Consider the following 21,432-nt stretch of genomic DNA (forward strand, 5'->3'; position numbering starts at 1 on the left):
GATTGGATGGATTTACGCGAGAAACTCCGCGAAGAGGGCGTAAGACCGCTAATCAAACATCGTGAGTACCGGCCCATCGATCACGCGCACAACGCGCGGATCGATGGGCCTCAATACCGCCAACGAGCGATGTGTGAAACCGTCTTCTCCACGATCAAGCGCACGCTCGGCGACGCCGTGCGTGCGCGAACTTGGTACGGTGAATTTCGTGAACTCGTCTTGATGTGTGCCGTTCACAACATCAAGCAATCGCTGAACCCGTGAAATCAAGCCACGTCTAGCGATTCACCACGGCCCTCCGTTCGGGACCTCTCTGCAGAACAAGAATTGCAAATCGAACTGACGCGATTTTCCACGCTCGTAGAGACGCTCAGTGACCCCGTCTACGTGCTTGACGAGACGGGACGGTTCGAATATGTAAATGATGCGTTCGTTGAGATGGTCGGGTACGGCCGCGACACCGTTCTCGGCGCGACACCAGCACTGATCAAATCACCGGATGCGATCGAACGAGCAGAAACCAATCTCGGTCGCATTCTCTCATCGGACGGTCCCGACAGCGTTCAGTTCGAGATTGAGATTCAGCCCAATGACGGGGAACCGATTCCCTGTGAGGACCACATGGGTATCTTACCCTACGAAGGAGCGTATTTCGAGGGGTCAGTCGGGATGTTGCGTGACATCACCGAGCGCAAAGAGCGCGAACAGGAATTGAAACGGCGGAACCAGCGTCTCGATGAGTTCGCCAGCGTCGTCTCTCACGATCTCCGGAACCCGCTGAACGTGGCCATTGGTGGGATAGATCTCGCAAAGGCGGAGTGTGACAGCGAACACTTGGAGCGGGCCGAACGCGGTCTGGATCGAATGGATGCCTTGATCGACGATCTGCTGACGCTAGCTCGTGCAGACGAGACGATAACTGACCGCGAATCGGTCGACATCGTGCAGATTGTCGAGGCGTGTTGGTCAAACGTCGAGACGGAGGACGCCACGCTCGTCACCGACGTTGATTGTACAGTCGACGCCGACGAGAGTCGGCTGAAGCAGGTGTGTGAAAATCTCGTTCGTAACGCGATCGAACACGGTGGCGACGACGTGACCGTGACTGTCGGTGAGTTTGAGGAGGGGGTCTATATCGAAGACGATGGCTCGGGGATCCCTGAGGACGAATACGATGATATATTCACTGCGGGATACTCGACGAGCGACGAGGGGACGGGCTTCGGGCTGAGCATTGTCGAACAGATTGTCGAGGCCCACGATTGGGAGATACGCGTCACAGAAGGCTCCAAAGGCGGTGCGCGCTTCGAAATCATCAGCAGTGAGTTCGTTACTGCGTAAGTCGCCTGTCTTAGCCGATACTCTGTCTGAATTTCAATATCCCACTGTCGGTGTAAGTCTACTTTCGATATCGATTTATCCGACGGCTCGTCTGATAGTCCGTCGACCAGCTATCCGTGGCTGCCGACGGAATGAAGACGATTGTCGGCGCCGGAATTCGTGCTGGTCTCGCCGGAGAGGATGGCTGAAGCTACTGTTTGCGCGTACCGACACCAGAGATGACGATACGGATTCCGTCTTGATACGAGGTATCGAGCGCTGCCTCCCAACCGTGGGTCTCGGCGAGCATCCGGAGGTTCGGAAGTGTCAATCCGGCCTCAGCGTCGGGAATCGCGCTCCCATACTCGAAATACGATGCCGGGTCGGTGTTGCCAGTCGGCGCACCGTCATCGGTTATCGCAAAGCCAGTGTCGGTGACGGTAACGGTAGTCTTGGTCGCACCGTTGTGCGCACCGAACGTGAACGCATTGACAAACAGTCTTTCGAGACGCTCGGGGTCAGCTGTGAGTTCTCCACTGGACTCAGTTGAGAAGGTACCATTGTCAACGTCAGCAGTCGCCCATGCCGCCTTCGCGATAGTTCCGAGGTCAACCGTCTCGGTCTGGCTATCTTCGACGCTTTGGCCGTATCGGGCAAGCTTCGCTAGGTCATCGACGATATCTGCCATCCGTTCTGAGGTGTCCGAGGCGGTCTGCAAGCTATCACGAGCCAAATCCACCTCACCGTCTTCGACCGCGTCGCCAGCGATGTCGATTCTGGCGCTGACAATCTGCAGCGTGTTGAGCAGTTCATGCCGAATAGCGGCGGCAAACCCTTCCAGTTGTTCACTTTGCCGTTCCAGCTCTCGACGCTGTCGTTCGGTCCGGGTCACATCGGTAAACAACACCATCCGGCCGATGCCAGTCTGGCCCAGGGAAAAGCGCGTGTCACTGACCAGATAGTGTTTGGTCTCGCCGGCGCTGGTCCGGTCGAGGATCCAGTTTCGGTCGCCAAGTTCCGTGCTCGCGGGTGGGATAATGGCGTCCAGTGGTTCCCCCGTCGCCCCATCGAGGTCCGGGAACAGCTGCTCAGCGCGTCCATTGTAGTGGCTGATTCGGTCATCGCGGTCCAGATAGATGACCGGCGCGTCAACGCCGTCGGTGAGCTGGACGGCGAGAAACTCCTCTTCGAACACGTACAAGACGCCGATTGCGAAGACGGCGACACCAAGCGGCTCGTAGTTGATATCAATGAGGGCATCGCTGGCGAAGCCGACGATATCGAACACCACAGGGAGACCAGTAATCCCGACGAGAGCGGCCAGTGGCCGTGTATCGTAGTCGGCATCCAGAAATAGTTCGTACAACATAAAGAAGCCCACCGCGACAAGCGCGTAGGAGAGCCCGGTGACGATCCAGTGAAAAGTACCGTGCATGATTGTCTGATGGGGGAAGGGCTCGGTGACGAATGTCGTCTGGAAGTACCAGCCGTGGAGCGGGTTTGTGAGCTTCACTGCGACGATAGCGAGATACAGTGCCACTGCGAGACGTCTATACATCTTATTTCGGTGAAAAGAGCGTCCGGTATAGGCTGAGGTAAAATAGAGCCAGGCCCCGACGGTAGTGAGTCCGATGATCAGGCTGAGCGTATAGGCTCCGTAGCCCAACGTAGGTGTTGGAGCGACCAGAAAGGCTAATTGCAGCGCCGCCCAGCCGCCACTCCCGACCGCAACGCGACCAACCCTCGACGGGTATCGTTGTCTGTGACCTGCCGGGCACGGCCGAGAGCGGCTATACAGCCGAGCGCGGCCAGTCCGTAGGCGAAAACATATGCCAAAAACGCTGGAGAAACGCCGAGGACGGTCATCTATCAGATTTATATGACTGACTGATTTGAGTCCTATGCCCGTATTACGACAGTTGATAATCACGGCACTGCGGTCAGCCAGCTACTTTTATATACGAAACTATGCCCAACGGTATTCCTTCATGAGATAAGCACCACCAGTTTCTCGAAGAGAGTTACCACGCTAATTAGCGAGAGAAATACGAGAGCAAGTCAAATAAGCAAATACGGAGACAATGGACAGTTCTCACAGAGTTGATCTCAGAACGGTTGGGGCAAACTAGGTGCTAAGTGGGTCTGCGTAGTTACCCCTCGGAACGCCGGAATATAATCCAGCATATAGAGACAGTCTCAACCAGTAAAAAAGCGACAGCAGAGAAAACGAACTGGTTACCAAGAAGGCTGGACAGACGGAGTAGATTCGGTCGGTTAAGATATCCGAGGCCGAAAAATCTCCCGACAAAAACGGCTGTGGCCCCCGATTCGCAGTCCTACGTCCTTCAGGAAGTTCATGAAAGATAGGTCGTGCCCCATACACTTTCCACTTCAATTAGGAATCCTTGATCCTGTTGAAACCTTACGTTCACGAAATAGGCGAGGCTCGAAACCTGCCCCGCCGACCCCGGGAGAGCAAGTCCTGGAATCGGCCGGCGCCACACCGGATTTCCTCTGTGCAGGGAAGTCGCACCGCGAACGGCACGGAAGGTGTCACTCGGTCCCTGTCGACGTGCTGGTCTCGCTCTCCGTCTTGGGTTCGTAGTGGACGCGGTGAACCACAGTCTCGGTCCCGTCGGAGATTGCCGTCACTACGATTTGATCGCCGTCCTCGTGGAGGGCGATGTTCGCCCACGTTCCAGCCCAGCCGCCGGGTTCGTCGTCGTCGCCGCCGGAGAGCTCGGTCTCCCATCCCTCGATGGTCGACTCGACACGGATCGTCTCAGCCTCGATACCCGGTGTGTCGGTCATAATCACCTGTGCCCACTCGACGTTCGAGACGGCGCCATCGGTGTCTTGGTCGTACTCCCAGTCCACTTCGGCGACCACATCGTGTGCCGTGTCGACAATCTCGGGGTCGAAGACTTCGCTGGGGTCGTCGGGGACATCGGAACGAGTCCCGACCCAGAACACTCGCCACCGCCCGGATTCGCGGAGCAGCACCCACGTCTCGCCCATAGAGAGATTCGTCGGTTCCGACGCCGCCTCGACGAGGACTCCCGAGCGATCTGCGAAGGCGTCATCGAGTTCGCCGTCGTCGAAAACGAACCCTGCAGCCTCGAACTCCCGGATCTCCGCCGGCGTCGGGTCCGAATCGACGATTTCGGCCGTATCGGGGTCGAACGCCGGCGTCGAGTCGGGGAACGTGACCTTGCCCGCATCGATCGTCGGGACGTACGGGCTCTCGTCGTGGACGGTCTCGCGGAGGGCGTCGGAGTCGCCGGCCGAGACGGCATCGAAGTACGCCTCGATCGTCGCGACGGGATCGTCGGTCTCGGTCGTTTCTGTAGGTGATTCCGTTTCCGATGGCTCAGGGGACGCCGTCCCGAGGCCACCCGAGCCGCCGTCGTCAGTAGTTTGACAGCCACTCAGACCAGTCACGCCGAACGCTCCGGCAAGGTGGAGGTAGGTTCGTCGTCGCATACGTGAACGTTCCCGTGTCGGATCCATAAACCGGGGAACGGTGTTTCCGAGTCGGCAACAGGGTGCTCTCAAGGCCTGGGCTGTTCGATGGGGGAGGGGTACTGTCTAGTTCTGCACCTCCTTGATTCGGTGTGTCACGATGGGTTCGTAACCGTGACACTGCTCACTCGGAAGTAGGTCATAACGCGTCCAACAACCCATGTAGTACCGTTCCAACGGCCTCTATTATCATATCGACTGTCCGACAAAATCGCCCCTGCTCGTCTTCGTTGTTCGGTTCCTCGCTGACACTGGACATACCATGATTACGGAACGGTATCCAGTTAAGATTCCGATTGATAGCATCCGAATTTTACCGCTCAGCGGTACATCTATCAACTGGTTAGGTGGGAACCTGTCTGACTCTCGGGACCAACCCTGAGTTGTTGGATTCCATCGATGAGCCGAGCACCCACGAGTGTTGCATTGCCCCAGCTTCTGGGTCAGAGACACCGGTAGATGAATTATACCGCTGTTACCGCTGGGTGTGGATATGGCAGCGATAGACGCGTCGGAGGTTTCGAAACGGTATCGAACGGAGATAGCGCTGGACCGCGTCGACTTCGCGGTCGAAGAGGGGGAGACGTTCGGCTTTCTCGGGCCAAACGGCGCCGGGAAATCGACGTTCATCAACATGCTGCTCGACTTTGCGAAACCAACGGAGGGGTCGGTAAGCATCTTCGGGCACGACTGTCAGCGGGCAGGAGTTGCGGCACGTGAACGAATCGGTGTGCTCCCGGAAGGATATTCGGTGTACGAGCGTCTCACTGGCCGGCAGCATATCGAATACGCGATTCGATCGAAGGAGGCCGACGACGACCCGATCGAGATTCTGGACCGCGTGGGTATCCGTGAGGACGCGGACAGGCAGGCCAGTGACTACTCGAAGGGGATGGCCCAGCGGCTCGTACTGGGGATGGCTCTGGTCGGCGAACCGGACCTGTTGATACTCGACGAACCCAGCACCGGGCTGGACCCGAACGGCGCCGCGAAGATGCGTGAGATACTCCGTGAGGAGAACGCACGGGGAGCAACTGTCTTCTTCTCCAGTCACATCCTCGAACAGGTCGAGGCCGTCTGTGACCGGGTCGGAATCCTACAAAACGGAGAACTTGTCGCTGTCGATACCATCGAAGGGCTCCGCAGCTCACTCGGTGGCGGAACCAAACTCGTCATCACCGTCGCCGATCTTGTCGACGGGATGTTGGATGCGATCAGAGCCGTCGATGGCGTCGAAACAGCGGTTACTGCCGGCGACCAGACGATAGAGGTGACCTGTGTCAACGACGCGAAGATGGACATTCTCGTCGAACTCCGGTCACTGGGTGTCGACGTCGTGAACTTCCGGACCGACGAGGCTTCGCTGGAGGACATGTTCATCGAGTACACGGGGGCCTGATTGATGACCTGGCAGACTATCGCTCGACGTGATATTGAGGTGACTGCTGGGACCCGGTCGAGCAAGCTACTGCTCGGGCTGACCGCATTCAGCGTCCTCCTCGCGGCATACATCTATCCGGTAATCGGGACCGCTCCGATAACGACAGCCCGGTTCGGCGGCTTCGTCGCCGGCTGGCTGACGACACTGCTGCCCTTTGTCGGCGTATTGCTGGGCTACGGCGCAGTGGTTAACGAACGCGAATCCGGCGCCCTGCGTCTCTCGCTCTCGCTCCCGAACAGCCGCCTGGACGTGCTCCTCGGGAAGTTCTGTAGCCGCGTTGGGTTGTTGACCGGAGCACTGCTCGTATCGCTGGCCGGCGCCGGAGCCCTCGTCGTCTATCCGTTCGGTGAGTTCGTCGTCAGTCGGTTTCTGACCTTCGTTCTACTGACAGTTCTCTTCGAATCTGTCTGGTGTGGGATTGGCCTCGCGACGTCGTTGATTGTCGCTACCAGGCGTCGGGCGCTGGTGCTCGCCTTTGGGCTGGTCTTCCTGTTTGTCGTCGTCTGGGATGCCGTCGGGACGGCACTTAGAGTCGGACTCAACGCCGCCGGCGTCGTTGACGGCACCCTCCCCGGTCCGGCACGGTTCCTCCTCGGACTCGAACCCGGACACGTGTTCCAGCGGGCGGTCAGCGGGCTCGTGACCGGGGGCGGAGCGGCCGAGGGCCCGTGGTACCTCAACGAGTGGGTAGCGCTGGCCCTGCTGGTACTGTGGAGCGTCGGACCTCTGGGACTCGCCTACGCGAGCTTCGCACGGAGGGACATCTCATGAGCTGGCGATACATCGCCGAGAGGGACCTTTACCAGGCGAGACGGTCGGCGGGGAGCTGGCTGCTTGTCTGTCTGTCGCTGGTACTGTACGTGGGGTACGCCGTTGCTCACACGTATCTCAGCGTCCCTTCATTTGTCGCGTTCATGAGAGGTCTCTCGACCGTAACCGCGATGAGTCTCCCAGTGTTCGGGCTCTTGCTCGGATACAAATCGATCATCCACGAGCGAAAGAGCGGCAGCATATTCCTGACGCTCTCGGGCCCGCAGTCGCGGCGTGAACTCGTCGTCGGCACAGTCATCGGTCGCGTGGTCGTGTTGCTCGTACCGACCGTCGTCTCGCTCGTGATTGCTGGAGGCGTCGGGGTCGTCCGGTACGGGACCCAGGGTGCCCTGTTCTATCCCTGGTTCGTGTTCGTGACCGCCCTCTACGGCGTCGCGTTCGTCGCACTGGCAGTCGGGCTGTCCATGTCGACCACGGCCGACCGTCGAATCACGCTGGGCGCACTCGGCAGCTATGTGCTGCTTGGGCCGTTCTGGGACAGTGTCCACACGTTCGGGCTACTGTTTCTCCACCGGTTCGACTTGAGCGTGTTGTCAGACGTGCCCGGTTGGGCGCTCCTGGTCCGACTGTGGGCACCCACTGAGTCGTACTACCGCCTCCTCAACGCGGGTTTCGATGTCGACCAGGCAACACAGTACATTGGCGGCCCCTTCTACGTGGATTGGTGGATGGGACTGGTAGCGTTGCTCGCGTGGTGTTCCATCCCTATCGTACTCGGCTTTTGCCGTTTCAGGACAGCTGACCTGTAGCTGTGCCTAGGTGTAGAGTTTGCCTGCGATTTCGGTCCATACTGTGGTTAGACCCAAATCGACGTATCTCCCGGAATCTGTACGAACTCTACAGCATTTCTCAGAATCCGACAATCACGCATTCAGTCCAGAAAAAGCCAATATGCGGTAATCGTGAGGGATGTCAGTATGACTGTTGACATCCAAACGGCACGCGCCTCCGATGAGACGAAGTGGACGATAAACAGGATACCGAAAAGATAGCTAAAGGGCGCGACAGCTATCGGTATCGATACCGCTGCGAGCAGGTTGATGTCGTATCGGGACCGCGTATCAAACTCCATCTCATCAGCCATACGGAGTCATTGGATCCAACTTGGAAATAACAGGAGGCCCCGTTTCAAGATCAGCGACACCTTCTCAGTGAGAAGGGCTGGTAGATGTCTCGCCGTGTTGCACCCCCTCCGAATTGATAATCCTTGAGGACGAGACGCTGCACCGCCAACAGTTGTTGACGGATAAACCACGAACTGCTGGGACAGTATTATGGTGTAGAACACCAGAAAATTAAGACTGCGACGTCACGCTTCGACGATGGCCCTGATTGGAACGCTGAGCTCCCTCCTGTTGAATTTGGCAGCAGTCGGGTTGCTGGTCTGGACAACTTGGCAGGCACTCCAGACCCGAGAGCAACCCAGCGCGGACCCGTTTATCGCACTCCTCGGCATGTTGACGCTCTGGGGCGTATTTGCTTTCGTGTCCGAACTCCCCGGTGTACCCGCTATGAGTTCCCTCCAAACCGTCTTGGAGTTCGGACAGTTCGGCGTGGCGCTGTTTATACCCGGCGTCTGGACCATCTATGCGCTGAGTTACACCGGTCGCGGAACCGGACTGACATGGCGACGGATAGCAATACTCGCTGGCATTGCGTTTCCGATCGTCCTGAGTGGGATTGTTATTGCGGTGGCGCCGTCCGAAACCGCTGCCGAACAAATGCTTGCACCATTGATTGGCTCGGAAATCCTGTACCTGTTCGTGCTGTTCCTATATGCGACGTATCTCCTCGTTGACCTCGGTGGAAACCACGCTCGAGTGTCGAACACGCACGTAACGGTACTGACGGTCGGTGTCTTCGCACCGTATCTCGTCAGTCTAGTCGGGAACAATACGTCGGTAGCCGGTAACACAACCGTTGGCCTCCTCCTGTCAGGTGGACTGCTGGCGGTTGCATTGCGGCGATATCCGGTCATGACTGGTTTCCCGAAAGCCGATTATATCGCACGAACGCGTGTGGTCGAGTCGCTTCAGGAAGCTGTCGTCGTTCTGGACTGGGACGACCACATCCTCGATGTCAACGAGGCCACAATAGAGATATTCGACGGCACCGGGGAAACGATAATCGGTGAACCAATTCGGACAGTCATTGATGGCCTCGAACAGACCGACCTTCCCGCCGGAGCGACGGGAACTGTTGGACTCCAGACATCGATGGGACGGCGTCAGTTCCACTTTAGCGTCTCACCGGTTACTGACTCGTCGGGGAATGACGAAGATGACCCGGTTGCCAGAACAGTACTCTTCCGGGATGTGACTGAACAGCAAACCAGAGAGCAACGGCTCGCTGTCCTCAACCGAATTCTCCGTCACAACGTACGGAGTAACCTCGACGTCATACTGGCCTACGCCGACAATATCAATGACGACGACACGCGGACAAGCATACGAGACACAGCGACCGAACTCCTCGAACTGAGCAACAAAGCCAGAGAGTCCGAAGAACTCATGGTGGCGAGCACCAGTGCTCCCGAGTTAGTTGATCTCTCCGAAGTCGCGGAGTCCGTTATCGAACAATTCGAGACTGGTGAGCATACCGGAGAGATCTCTCTCGATGGTCCCGAGGAAGTCCTGCTTTCCACCCACCGATCCGTGTTCAAACAGATGCTTACTGAGCTAGTCGAAAATGCACTCGTCCACTCGGACAAGGAGACATCACAGGTCGACGTACACGTTCGACAGGAGTCTGATATAGCGGCTACGCTAACTGTCGCCGACAACGGACCTGGCCTCCCTGAACGGGAGCAAGAAATCCTGGCTGCCGGAACTGAGACACAACTGAAACACGCACAGGGAATCGGGCTCTGGTTCGTCAACTGGGCCGTCACGCAGCTGGGTGGCGAGCTCAGCTTCCAACAGAACGGCCCAGACGGAAGTATCGTCACGGTTCAACTGTACAGTCTGACGAGCAAGCAGTCCGATACAACCTGAGACAGTGTCTCACTATCTGGCCAGACATCGTCTCTGATGCTCTCTGACGCAGAAACAGTAGATTATTTTTATATTGACTCGGAGAGGTTTTTGCTTGATAACAAACATCTGTATAGCGCCACGTGAACCGCTTCGGAAGTCAAGCACCGAGCTACTCGCATTGCTAACCTGTAGAAATTATTGGAGGGTATGCGTAATCTGGTTGGATTCTGACTTGCTTTTCGACGAATCAAGGTCTACCTCATCACTGGCCGCTTTGTCCACGAGAGACAGTTCGATGTGGTCGTGAGCGATTCTGAACTCGCGTCGATGTTGTCCTTCTGGGTGGATGGACATCACTTCTTCCACGACGCCGACAGCCTCAAGTCGGTTTATCCGTCGGTAGACCGTCGCACGGGAGATTTCAGATCGGTTTGCTATCTCTCTAGCAGGGAGCGACTCGTCTCCAAGAGTCGATAGAATATTTCTCGTGTATTCGTCCCCAAGCAGCGCTAGAAGTTCGTCAGTATCGGCGGGTTCCTCGGCCGCATTCGAACGTCTCTGTCCGACGGTTTCGGACGGAGCATGGTGGTACGAGTTCGACATCAGTTACGTTACTGTCTCTCTCCTGCTTGCCCCTGTAGCAGGACGCTGCTATGTGGCACCGTAGCCGTGAGTACACTCTAGTAATGCAGAGTGCTGTCTCTGATGACTCACTATTCACCTAGATCTGCGAAACAGGAGACGCAGTCTCCACGAGGGTATTTGTATGATGGCTCTCGAATCGTTGGGTAGAATGGGGACCCCGATGCACGTAGATGAGCCTCGGGTGCTAATGGTCGATGACGACGAGAAGGTCGCTGGAGCGTATGCCCTCAGACTAGAGGATGTCGCCGATGTGTCTGTCGCCTATAGCGGTGAGGAGGCGTTAGATGTCATCGACGACCAACAACCGCCTGATGTCGTACTGCTTGACCGGCATATGCCGGGGCTATCGGGCGATGAGGTGCTCGAACAGCTCCGAGAGAGAGCGCTCAACACACGGATAATCATGGTGACGGCGATCGACCCGGAACTCGGTGTTCTCGATTTACCGTTCGATGATTATCTCTCAAAACCCGTCGACCGTGAGGACCTCCGGACGGTGGTTGATCAGCAATGCCAGATCCTCGGGTACGACCTCCTCGGGGACTACTTCCAGCTCAAATCGACCCGCGCGCTCGTCGAGGCGGATTCTGTTTCTGACGATGACACGGCCAAAGAGCGACTGTCCGAGATTGACGAGCAGCTCTCACGGACGGAGCAGCGTGTTCGTGACCTGCTCCCTGAGGCCGAAGAGTTGCTGGAAACGTTTTCGAGTATTGACCGGAGCAAGCACTAGGCCTGGGTATCGGTCTGCCGCTCAGGACCATGCTGGGTCTCTAAGAACGTCGCTACCAGTTCCTGCTGTGCACGCCGGAGGTGATACAGCATCGTGGACCCGGCGATATCCAGCGTTTCAGCCACTTCTTCGGACGTGCTCTCACGCGGAGACTCGAAGTAGTCCGAAAGATATGCGGTCCGGAGTACTGTCTGTTGTCTGTCCGTGAGCCGTTCGCCGAGTGTATCACGGAACGCATCGACTGGCTCAGGACTCCGAGGTGTTTCCTCTTTCGCCACGAGCGTTATCTCCTCGACCGTTGTCTCTACGGTTTCGATCAGTCGCCGGACATCCCCATCCGGTGGTACTTCCGCGACGAGGCGGACTGAATCAGCAGTGTACTCTGCCGTCTTGACCGTGGCACCCCAAGAATTGAGAGCGATGACCGGCATCTCCCCGGCAACTGTCACCTGGAGCAGCGGGTCCTGGTCCGTTCGTATCGATCGGACGTCGGAGACTGTCTTCTGGCTGCGTAATTCCCTCTTGAGGTCGTCAGTCAGCGTGTCCATACTTAGATAACAGATGACCGAGCCGTCTCCACGAGGAACGGCGCCGTTCAGCGTTATCTCGGAGGTGGTCTCGTCAACAGCAGCTACGAACGGAATAGAGGTGTCCTGTATATCGAGGGTCACCTCAGTTATCGTATCGGCTACCAGAAGGTCCTCCTGACGGAGCGCTTTTATTGCGAATCCAGCGATACTGCCGAGTGTCTCAAGACTTTCCCGTTCCTGTTGACTGAACCCGTCTTCCTGGTTAGAATATACCGATACAACGCCGTAGATCGTGTCCTGATAGGCCAGCGGGACTGCAAGGCATGACTGTAGCCCATGCCCAAACGCAGCCTGGCGGATTTGATGTGGGATATTCTTGTCGTCGGCGACTGCGTCCACGAGCTGTGTCTCGCCCGTGTTGAGAGCAATTTCGGCCGGTAGTTGACTTTCGTCGTCCAACGTATTGCTGATCGCAGTTGGAAATTCCGATTCCGTTTCCGTGGCTGCAACCATTCGGAGGTGGTCCTCACTGAAGTTCCGGTCAGCGACCCAGGCGAAGGTGTACAGCTCTGTCCCACTGAGGCGCTCACATATCGTCCGCCCGATATCGGTCCGGTCCGATGCATCGATAATCCGTTGCAACACGGCCCCGACCAGCCCGTTGATACGTTGAATTCGGTCGAGCCGCTGTCGTAACTGTGTGACTGTCTCTTCGCTCTCCCGGTGTCCCGTGCGGTCACGGACATACACGATGACGGCCTCGTCGACGTGGATATCGACCGCGAGCCATCGATCGAGTCGCGGATAATACTCTTCAAACGACTCAGACGATACCGTCGCCCCGTCGAACGCAGCCCGGAGCGAGCCCGCAGCCGACTTCGGAAACACCTCTCGGATATCCGCGTCCCGACACTCTTTGGCGGGAGTCTCGATTGTGGCTGTGGCAGTGTCGTTGATATCCAGTATGTGACCACTCGTCGTTGTTTCGATGATTCCAACCGGTGTCTGCCGTAATCTGTTCTCCATACTCAACAACCCGCCTCTATCCTGTGTCTCGTCTCTGGGCCCGTCATGCTATTTGTCTCCTGACGCGAATCGAAATTCGAATCTAGCACCACCATCCAGCCCGTTCGACAACGACACCGTCCACCCGTGCGTCCGGGCGATTTGTTCGACTATCGTTAACCCGAGTCCCGTTCCACGGCCTGATTCGGCCGACGAGTACCCCGGGTCGAACACTCGGTTGTGCTCTGCGGCTGGAATCCCCGTGCCGTCGTCTGCAACGAAGAATCCATCCGGTGTACTCCCCACTGATACCTGTAGCTCACTATCAGGGGTGTTGGCCTGTTCGTTATCGGATATCCCACCTTGCCCAGAACGCCCGTGTTCGACACTATTTCGGAAGAGGTTCTCGAACAATCGTTGCAATCGACCCGAGTCAGCTTCACACGTCGGGAGATTGTCTCCGAGCGAGAGTGACACACCGTCGGTATCGACCCTCGTCCAGGCGTCGATCGCCACGTTCTCCAGTTCGACGCCAGAAGTGGTATTCAACGATTGCTCACCGCGAGTCAGCTCGAGTACGTCCCCGATAATCTGCTCCATGCGCTCGTGTGAGTCTCTGAGCTCGTCGAAATGTTCAGACGCTCCCGTCTCACGAGCGGCCCGAAGATGTGCGTTTGCGACGTCCAGCGGGTTCCGGAGGTCGTGGCTGATTATGCTCGCGATGTGGCCGGCACCGATGGTCTCATCCGGTGTTGATTGCTTTTCTGTCAGCTGCATATAGCCGTCGGCAGCCAACACGTTGCCCACTCCACTGAGACTACGGAGCCGGTACTCAATTGGCGTTGCAGACTCTGCGTTGCCATGAGTTTTGAGCATGGTATCGACCTGCCCGTCTGCTGTAAGGGACGAGCATACGTCCTCAATTATCTCTTGGTCTGCTGTCGTGTCGTTGCGCAGCCAGCGAGCGAGGGGTACTCCCACCGACGTCGTTTCGAACACTGTCTTAAAGGCCTCGTTCGTGGTGAGGATGGCCGGACTGCCATCTGTGAGTTCGTATCCGAGTACTGGGTCCGGCAACGCGTCGATTGGGACGATATCTCTCTCGTTCGGTTGGGAGTCTTCTCGCTGACCCGTCATGCGTTAGTCGCTCCTGATAGCCGGTGTAATGCTCGTGTATTGTCCTATTTGTCGACTGGTCTCACTGGGGCGAGTTTCGACTCTGAGGTGAGGAAGCGAGTTCATAGTCATAGTGTTCCCTGCGTGAACCCATAGCTGCACACTCTAGCTATACCAATACCATCGATGAAACATATTACGACCACTGCTCACAGAACTATCGTCGCATGCGTATCGTTAGGGCCTCGTTGAGAGGTGTTTTTATCGGGCGAACGGAAAATCCGGTCTATATGGTATCTACTATCCACATTCTCTTCATAATTGGGATTCTCATAGCGGGGTAATCTGCTGGCTGGGCTACCGAGTCGCTGGGCTCCCTCCCCGGCTCGGGAAACGGTGGTTTGTCGTCTTTTGTCTATTACTCGGAGCGGGGTGTATCGTCACTGGAGTCGCCGGCCTCTTCCCGTCATTCTATCCTTTGTCACAGGAGGCAAGTTGGCTCGAAAAGGAGGGGTCTCACACCGGGGATTTCTTACGAATGATTCCCCGACATCATGTATGGCTGGAATAGGGACGCTCGTTATTGCACTTACCGTCGTTGTTGCGACGACGATAAGCCTCGGTCTGCTACTTCGACTACTGCGAGATACCGATGGACTCTGAGCGCTCGGTTAGCTGTTCTGATTGTTAGAGAGCTTAGTCGAGAACGCTGCGAGAAGCACGACCAGTTTCTTCGAGAGAACTGGCACCGTGAATAGCGCGAGACACACGAGCACAAATCGAGTACACAGAGTCGGGATCAATAGGCAGTTCTCACAAAAGTGATTTCAGCACTGTTGGGACGAACCAGCTGCTCAGTGTGCGTGCTTAGTGAGCGGTTGGTTCAGCAGTTTCAACGTGGAACAAATACAGCCTTCGTGCTGACTTCAACCTCTATATTCAGCAGTTACCGAACTGATTTGTTCGAGGCTCGGTAGAATGGCGACTGCTGAATAGAGTGCGCGTATCGGGCAGCAGAAGCAGACCAGAATGTGAGGCTGGCGTTCGGTCAAGACAGTATAAAATACTTGAGGGAAAAAATAGATGTATCATCACCTTGTTCAAATATCATGAACAGACGTGAGGTACTTGGAATCGTCGCCACGACCGGAGTTATCACGATAGCAGGCTGTTCTGGTAGTGAAGATACCGATACTGATGGTGGAACTGATACACCTGAAGCAGACAGCTCAGATGAAACTGACACATCAAATACCGAGACCTCAAACGAAACTGAACAAACAACGTCAGAAAATGACTCAACAACATCAGAGTCGGAGTTAATCGATATCTCACCGGAAGAGGTGATATTGTTACCGGAGGACCTCCCCGGTGAGGGATGGGAAGAAAGTCTGAGTAACACCGAATCTTCGGACGAAAGTACGTCTTTTTTCAAGAACTATCAGAGAGAAAATGAAGAGGGCAACAGGGAAATAATCTCCACTCAAGTAACGCGGTCAGAGAGTGTAAGCGGGGCAGAAGCGAAATTCGACGAGATTGGGTACGCGCAAGTTGTTGGGATGGAGCCTGAAGAATCACAGGCGCTAGAAATTGGGCATGAAAGTTCGTGGGCTGCGGGCACGCAATCAGGTGACGGTGGTGACATCGAACCGTTCTCTGCTGACGTAATCCGAGTCAGGGATACAAACGTGGCTGCCAATGTCGGGTGGGTCATTGAAGGAACCGAGGACATCGGCGTCATCGAATTAGATGAAATCAGGAGCCTTGCGGAGACGATGGTGACAAAGTGGAGATAACTTAACATTCCAGAACAGAGGCGGCCGCCTGTTTTAGTCTTCAGTTGGTTAGGTTCGAGAAATAATAACTACAATAACTGTACTGACCATCGGTCTGGTCGGTTGAGCATGCAGCGAGAAGTACGAGCAAAATTCTCCCCGCCGTTTATTCTGTATTGACGGGAACGAGAACTGACTGAAGTGGTTCCCCCAGGTCCATTGAGAAACCGTTAACGAGGAGCGTGAACAACCCGAGTGTGTGACGGACGACTTCGTGTATCCCTCTGTTGAACTCATTCTCGGTCTCCACGACCAAATCGTGGCAGAAGGAGACATCACTGAGCCAGGGGTTCGGTCAGAGGACGCGATTGGGTCTGCGCTGCAGTACATTTCTGAGGGGTTCTTTGGAGAGGTTCCTGAGACGATCCACGAGAAAGCGGTCCATCTGATGCGACTGCTTGTCGCGGAGCATCCATTTGTCGACGGGAACAAGCGAACAGCACTCCGAACGGTGGTCGTGTTCTATATGCTGAACGGCCATACCTTCGACTATGGCGATGAAATTCGAGCTCTGTTACACCGGTTCGCAACTGATGAAGCGGCGGTCGACACGGATACTGCGGTCATCTACTTCCGAGCGTGTGCCGGTCGCAACTGATAAACCGATAGACTGAGTATATTTGATAGAGCAATGGCGTCAAGCACCGATTCCTCGACAACGGTCGACGACGAGGTCCGGCAGTTGTACGAGCGGTATCAGGCTGCCGAGAGTGACGCTGAACGTCGTGAGATCGCCCTCGAAATGGGGAAGCTAGACGGACGCCGACACGCCGAGATCTACGAAGCACTCGAAGACGAGTGAGACTGTGCCGAGATCTTTCGGTCTGTGCTGACCCCGGAGTCGGCGCTATTCGGAAGGCATCTACACAAACCCGTGTGAGCCTTCTCTGTCTGGAACCGGAAATAATCGAATCAACCATCTCTTTCTGACAAGGATTCCAGCGATAATCATGATCAGTTTTTCTGGAGAAAGCTTCGACCTCTGATTAGCGTGAGATGAACGAGCGGAGATCGAATACGCAGAAACGAAGCCAAAAGACAGGACTCACAGAGTTGATTTCAGAACTGTTGGGACGAACCAGATGCTCAGTGTGTGTGCGTATTGACCGCCAGCGGTTTTACCAATGTTAGTGGGTTTTCTGAGCGCTGTGCAAGATGTAGTGCGCGAGTCTTGCACGCCGTTTCTTTTTGTTCAGCCGTCTTGGTCCAATTAATACCGACACCACGCTTTTTGACTTGGCGAGGGTGAGTTTCAGTATCCTGTGTCTGGAGCCGACCCAATACAGTGTCCAATTTGTGGGTGGACCGGTGACAAGTCTAAGCTCGAACAGACAGATAATGAGCCCGTCTGCCCTGCTTGCGGGGAGACTGTCATGATTGAGTAACTGCGACAATCAAATTTGTCCCGCCACCGGGCTTAGGTGGCTTGAAATATAAACACGAAATATGGTTCTTGACTCAGGTGTCAGGACCCACGATTCGCTGCACACAAGTCTCAAAACCGCAATCGAACGGGCACTCACACTGGAGACGTGGGTTTCCAGTTCCCGCGAGCGGATTGCCTCGGAATCATTCATTAGTCGCCACACCCAGTTTGGTTCGGTAGACGAGTTCGTTGTGGCCAGTCCGTGTGACGATGACACTATTGGCGGCGTCCAACAACTTTCGGCCGATGAACGCGACGCGTTCGTCGCGCGGACAACTGATTTCGAGGCATGGACAGAAATGAAAGAAAGCGCAACTGTCGAAGATCTCGTCACGCTTCAGAATATCTAACTACCCGAGTCCCGGAAGCGCAGCGAGCGTGTGATAGAGCGCGAAGCTAATTACGGCCCCACCGACCATCGAGCCGATCCACGCCCCGACAGTGTAGACCGTCTTTGTGGTTGACACTCCGTCAGAGTCTGACGACCCGCCAACCAGTCCGGCCCCGACAATACTGGAAATCATCACCTTGTTGAACGAGATGGGATAGCCGAGCGTGATTGCTGCTTGCGCGACGAGAAACGCGGGAATGAATGCCGCAATCGACCGCTTCGGTCCAAGTGAGGCATACTCGCGGGCCACGGCCTGTATGAGGCGTGGTGATCTGAACCATCCCCCGAGGAGAATACCGAGTCCACCGAGAGCGAGCAGGTACACCGACGGAAGACCGAGCGACGATTCAAAGACGGCTTCCAGTGGCCCGGTGGCCAGTCCGACCTGCGACCCGCCGCTGGTGAACACGACGACGAGGGCCAGCGCGACCAGCATCCTGTTGATCCCGGCCGTCACGTCACGCCTGAGTTGCCAGTAGACCACGCCGAGCGTGAGAAGACCGAGAATACCCCCCACAAGTATGATTCCGGCCTCGCCGACCCCTATCGATGCGACGTTAAATTGGCGGGTGATGACGCCCGCGATCGAGCCTTGTTCGCTCTGGGGGGCCGGGAGAAATGATAGCTGGATGTTGGCGAGTGTGTAGCCGACGCCGCCAGCGAGGAGTGGAATACTTAGTGTATCCGAGACGGTATCGTCCAGCAACAGCCACGCGAGACCGTACGCAAGGACCCCCTCGACGATCGGAATCGCAAACCAGAATCCCAGAATCTTGGCGTACGTCAGGACCGCAAACCCGCCGCCGAGAGCGACACCCGCTCCGATCGCTGCGCCGGTGACCGTGAACGCGGACGGGATTGGGTAGCCACGGGAATTTCCGATTGTGATGAGTGTAGCTGCTGTGAGGAGCGTCGCAGTGGCTGCTAGTGGCGTGATTGTTACGCCAGTCACCAACCCATGGCCGATTGTTTCCGAGATGCTCCCCCCTTGTGCGACAGCCCCGAGGGCGGCGACGAGTCCGACCAATAGGGCCCCTCGAAGAGTTGAGAGCGCATTCGCCCCGACAGCTGGCGCGATCGGGGCGGAATTACTGTTCGCCCCGACAGTGAATGACATAAAAAGCGACGCAACGAGCGCGACAACGACGATCCCGATTACTGAGGACATAGATGGAATCAGGCTTAAAGACTCTGGGACAGGGCTCCGACGCCGTAGTCCCGAAGAGACACGTATGCCTCTGTTGCTAGCGTGTTTGTGCTGGTTAGTAAGCAAGTAAATGAAACTGGCTATTCTGGCCTTCGCTCTTGGGAAGCAGGTTGTTGGTCAGGTAGAGCTGGCGCTGTAGAAGCGTAGCGGGCAAGGGTGACGCGGCAGCGTCACCCGATATGTTCCCATTCGAAGTGCTGAACTCAGAGGCGAACGCCGCGAACCTGCTGGAGCAGGTTCGCTGGCGCGATGGCCTCTATTGCCCGCACTGCCGGTCTGAGTCAGTGATCAAACACGGCAGCTATCGAGTGTATCAACGATATCTGTGTAAGGATTGCGACCGCACATTCAACGACAAGACCGGCACGATCTTCGCGCACGCGAAGATCGGCCTCGACAAGCTATTGTTCGCGTTTTACGCGTTTCTTCGGTTCAACACGAGTATCCTCCAGTTAGACGCTGAACTCACCGTTTCGTACCGATCACTTCGGCGGCGCGTCGAGCAGTTCGCCAGAACGCTCGACGCGCCAGCCATCAACCTCATTGGCCCGGTGGAAATCGACGAAGTCTACGTCACTGCGGGGCTGAAAGGCCGCGAGCGCGACCGGGAGTCGCGCTCGCGTGGCCTCTCGACACGCGGTCGTGGAAGTTATGCCGAGGACAAACCACCGGTGTTCACACTCGTTGATCGTGGCAGCGGTCAGCGATACGTCGTGCCAGCGAAATCCGCTGACGAATCGACCGTGCGACTCCTCCTCGGCGACCGCGAGGAGGAGTCGCTGACCGTCTACACTGACGGATTTCGAGCATACGATCCACTCGAAGATGACGAGAACTACCAGCGAGAAGCGGTCATTCACGGGGAGGGAGAATACGTGGATGGAGACGCGCACGTGAACACCTGCGAGAGCCACGCGTCGCTGGCGCGACGGTGGCTCTCGCCACACCGAGGCGTCTCCAAAGACAAGCTGACACCGTATCTCAGAGCGTTCCAGCTCCGCCGACGAATCCTACGCAAACCCGGTCAAGACGCTCTCAAAGAAATCGTCCGAACCGTCCTCTGATTCACCAACAACGTGCTTCACATGAGCGCTGGCCTTTCTGTCTGGATCTGACGACCGACCCTTCACTTGCCACGGATAGCTGTTCATGGCCTTACACGGCCGTTCATCGCTCACGTCCGGCGAAATACTTCACTCGCTTTTTTCAGGTAACGGTGACTTTCTCAAACGGTTTGGTTCCCGCTGGTTCAGTGATTGTGACGAGAACAGATACACCATCGTTGTGACGGCACTCTCTATATTCAACAGTTCCTGATTTGGTGTATCAGCGATATGTACCCTTACAATCTTTAGTAGAAGTGCTCTCTTGGTGGATAACAGATAACGACCACCAGCCGAACGAGTGGGCTGAACAGCACAGACAGTCATTGACCACGCGGCCTACTCACGAGTATGTACTCACCGATAGGGAGTTTGAACTCCTATTAGAAGCGTGTAGTTCACTGCCGGAGCCGCGAGACTTGCAGGCGCGGTTCGTGTGTCTGGCTGCTGGCCGACTCGGACTGCGGACAGGCGAGATAGCGCACTTCCGAGCAGATTGGCTCGATTGGGATCGAATGCTGCTTCGTATTACACAACACGAACCCTGTGAGTGTGGCTATTATCGTCGCCAAGCATCACAGGAAACGACTCACAATGATCAACTTTCACAGGAAGAGGCGATGGAGAGGCGGTGGCATCCGAAGACAGCCGCTTCTGCCCGGTCGGTTCCCGTTGACCTGTCGCTCCGACTGGAATTGTGTCTGGAACGGTTCACCGAACAGTACGAAGCGTTCCCACGGTCACGAACTGCGGTCAACAGACGAGTGAACGAAGCCGCTGAGGCCGCAGATATTGATGGTCGAATATATCCTCACTGTCTCCGCGTGACCGCTGCCAGTTACCACGCATACCAAGGAGTCGCACCCGTTCCGCTCCAGGCGCTGATAGGCTGGAGCGATCTGGCGACCCCTCAAAAATACACCCCCGTCTCCAGGAGAGCCACTGCCGACGCTCTCCGGCAATCCATCACCGGTAAACGAATCGAAATAGCGGTCACATTCTGTAGACCTACGCCTGACAGGTCCGAGATGTTATTTGAAGGCTATGCAAGATGGAGGGCGCGAATGCAGCACGTCGCGCACTAAGAATTGGGACCGTCCGATTCGGTCAGTACAGGTGACTCACACATCGTTCGATCTGTTGACTAGCTCGACTTCTGTCAAGAACCCCCCGTGCGAATTATCGAGCATCTCAGCAGCCAAAGGTTGCGTTTTGTACACCGAAAGACGGCGAATCACTCGTTCGGTGAACGTCCGAAGTGACTACTCGATTTCTAATTGACCACTTCCGCTACCCCCCTCACCGTCGTTCTCGTCCCATTCGAGTTCGAACTCGATACTTCGTTCAGTCAT

General features: G+C 56.2%; 20 protein-coding genes and 1 pseudogene. 13 read left to right on the forward strand and 8 right to left on the reverse strand.

Going from position 1 to position 21,432, the window contains the following annotated elements:
* Both VJ162_RS18170 and VJ162_RS18175 read left to right on the forward strand, forming a co-directional pair.
* A partial coding sequence (locus VJ162_RS18170) for a transposase (RefSeq protein ID WP_324666231.1) occupies positions 1-264 on the forward strand: 264 nt, incomplete at its 5' end.
* Between the two features lie 63 nt (positions 265-327).
* On the forward strand, positions 328-1,341 hold the full coding sequence (locus VJ162_RS18175) for a two-component system sensor histidine kinase NtrB (protein WP_324666232.1): 1,014 nt from the start codon (positions 328-330) through the stop codon (positions 1,339-1,341).
* A gap of 190 nt (positions 1,342-1,531) precedes the next feature.
* Here the strand turns inward: VJ162_RS18175 and VJ162_RS18180 are convergent, their stop codons facing one another.
* Both VJ162_RS18180 and VJ162_RS18185 read right to left on the reverse strand, forming a co-directional pair.
* Positions 1,532-3,250 carry a histidine kinase N-terminal 7TM domain-containing protein gene (locus tag VJ162_RS18180; RefSeq protein ID WP_324666234.1) on the reverse strand — a complete coding sequence of 573 codons (1,719 nt, stop codon included), beginning with the start codon at positions 3,248-3,250 and terminating at the stop codon, positions 1,532-1,534.
* Positions 3,251-3,873: 623 nt separating this feature from the next.
* Positions 3,874-4,803, reverse strand: a complete 930-nt coding sequence (locus VJ162_RS18185; RefSeq protein WP_324666235.1) for a hypothetical protein — start codon at positions 4,801-4,803, stop codon at positions 3,874-3,876.
* Between the two features lie 532 nt (positions 4,804-5,335).
* On the opposite strand from VJ162_RS18185, the gene VJ162_RS18190 reads away from it, so the two are divergent.
* From VJ162_RS18190 to VJ162_RS18200, 3 genes are read left to right on the forward strand one after another with little or no spacing between them, the layout of a single operon-like run.
* The gene (locus VJ162_RS18190; protein WP_324666237.1) at positions 5,336-6,241 is read left to right on the forward strand and encodes an ABC transporter ATP-binding protein; all 906 of its coding nucleotides are present in this window, start codon (positions 5,336-5,338) and stop codon (positions 6,239-6,241) included.
* Positions 6,242-6,244: 3 nt separating this feature from the next.
* Positions 6,245-7,054: an ABC transporter permease subunit gene (locus tag VJ162_RS18195; RefSeq protein ID WP_324666238.1), complete on the forward strand. Its 810-nt coding sequence runs from the start codon at positions 6,245-6,247 to the stop codon at positions 7,052-7,054.
* Positions 7,051-7,863: an ABC transporter permease subunit gene (locus VJ162_RS18200; RefSeq protein ID WP_324666240.1), complete on the forward strand. Its 813-nt coding sequence runs from the start codon at positions 7,051-7,053 to the stop codon at positions 7,861-7,863. The genes VJ162_RS18195 and VJ162_RS18200 overlap by 4 nt, the downstream gene beginning before the upstream one ends.
* 122 nt (positions 7,864-7,985) lie before the next feature.
* Here the strand turns inward: VJ162_RS18200 and VJ162_RS18205 are convergent, their stop codons facing one another.
* Entirely contained in the window at positions 7,986-8,198 is a 213-nt protein-coding gene (locus VJ162_RS18205) for a hypothetical protein (protein ID WP_324666241.1), read from the reverse strand.
* A 238-nt stretch (positions 8,199-8,436) separates the two neighbouring features.
* Here VJ162_RS18205 and VJ162_RS18210 point away from each other — a divergent pair, with 238 nt between their 5' ends.
* A complete protein-coding gene (locus tag VJ162_RS18210; RefSeq protein ID WP_324666242.1) occupies positions 8,437-10,107 on the forward strand; it encodes an ATP-binding protein in 1,671 nt (556 codons plus the stop codon).
* Between the two features lie 177 nt (positions 10,108-10,284).
* Here the strand turns inward: VJ162_RS18210 and VJ162_RS18215 are convergent, their stop codons facing one another.
* Positions 10,285-10,692, reverse strand: a complete 408-nt coding sequence (locus VJ162_RS18215; RefSeq protein ID WP_324666243.1) for an ArsR/SmtB family transcription factor — start codon at positions 10,690-10,692, stop codon at positions 10,285-10,287.
* A gap of 190 nt (positions 10,693-10,882) precedes the next feature.
* On the opposite strand from VJ162_RS18215, the gene VJ162_RS18220 reads away from it, so the two are divergent.
* A complete protein-coding gene (locus VJ162_RS18220; protein WP_407066882.1) occupies positions 10,883-11,467 on the forward strand; it encodes a response regulator transcription factor in 585 nt (194 codons plus the stop codon).
* Here the strand turns inward: VJ162_RS18220 and VJ162_RS18225 are convergent.
* Positions 11,464-13,023, reverse strand: coding sequence for a bacterio-opsin activator domain-containing protein (locus VJ162_RS18225; RefSeq protein WP_324666245.1), 1,560 nt, complete (start codon positions 13,021-13,023; stop codon positions 11,464-11,466). The genes VJ162_RS18220 and VJ162_RS18225 overlap by 4 nt on opposite strands.
* 48 nt (positions 13,024-13,071) lie before the next feature.
* Complete coding sequence (locus VJ162_RS18230) at positions 13,072-14,139, reverse strand: sensor histidine kinase (protein WP_324666246.1); 1,068 nt, start codon at positions 14,137-14,139, stop codon at positions 13,072-13,074.
* A 1,010-nt stretch (positions 14,140-15,149) separates the two neighbouring features.
* Between VJ162_RS18230 and VJ162_RS18235 the strand changes: the two genes are divergently transcribed.
* The 4 genes from VJ162_RS18235 to VJ162_RS18250 all read left to right on the forward strand — a co-directional run bounded on the left by VJ162_RS18235 (position 15,150) and on the right by VJ162_RS18250 (position 17,729).
* Positions 15,150-15,914, forward strand: a complete 765-nt coding sequence (locus VJ162_RS18235) for a hypothetical protein (protein WP_324666247.1) — start codon at positions 15,150-15,152, stop codon at positions 15,912-15,914.
* 238 nt (positions 15,915-16,152) lie between these two features.
* Positions 16,153-16,551, forward strand: a complete 399-nt coding sequence (locus tag VJ162_RS18240) for a type II toxin-antitoxin system death-on-curing family toxin (protein WP_324666248.1) — start codon at positions 16,153-16,155, stop codon at positions 16,549-16,551.
* 33 nt (positions 16,552-16,584) lie between these two features.
* A complete protein-coding gene (locus tag VJ162_RS18245; RefSeq protein WP_324666249.1) occupies positions 16,585-16,755 on the forward strand; it encodes a hypothetical protein in 171 nt (56 codons plus the stop codon).
* A gap of 644 nt (positions 16,756-17,399) precedes the next feature.
* Positions 17,400-17,729 (forward strand): hypothetical protein, encoded by a 330-nt coding sequence (locus tag VJ162_RS18250; RefSeq protein ID WP_324666251.1) that lies wholly within the window; start codon positions 17,400-17,402, stop codon positions 17,727-17,729.
* Here the strand turns inward: VJ162_RS18250 and VJ162_RS18255 are convergent, their stop codons facing one another.
* Entirely contained in the window at positions 17,730-18,938 is a 1,209-nt protein-coding gene (locus tag VJ162_RS18255) for an inorganic phosphate transporter (protein WP_324666252.1), read from the reverse strand.
* Between the two features lie 218 nt (positions 18,939-19,156).
* Between VJ162_RS18255 and VJ162_RS18260 the strand changes: the two genes are divergently transcribed.
* Together VJ162_RS18260 and VJ162_RS18265 are read left to right on the forward strand one after the other, a co-directional pair.
* Positions 19,157-20,041, forward strand: coding sequence for an IS1595 family transposase (locus tag VJ162_RS18260; protein WP_324666254.1), 885 nt, complete (start codon positions 19,157-19,159; stop codon positions 20,039-20,041).
* 296 nt (positions 20,042-20,337) lie between these two features.
* Positions 20,338-21,165 (forward strand): site-specific integrase, encoded by an 828-nt coding sequence (locus VJ162_RS18265; protein ID WP_324666256.1) that lies wholly within the window; start codon positions 20,338-20,340, stop codon positions 21,163-21,165.
* Positions 21,166-21,342: 177 nt separating this feature from the next.
* Here the strand turns inward: VJ162_RS18265 and VJ162_RS18570 are convergent.
* Positions 21,343-21,432 (reverse strand): annotated as a pseudogene (locus VJ162_RS18570) (amphi-Trp domain-containing protein); the annotation flags it as partial.

It is taken from the genome of Haloarcula sediminis (genome assembly GCF_035656455.1).
Classification (GTDB): domain Archaea; phylum Halobacteriota; class Halobacteria; order Halobacteriales; family Haloarculaceae; genus Haloarcula; species Haloarcula sediminis.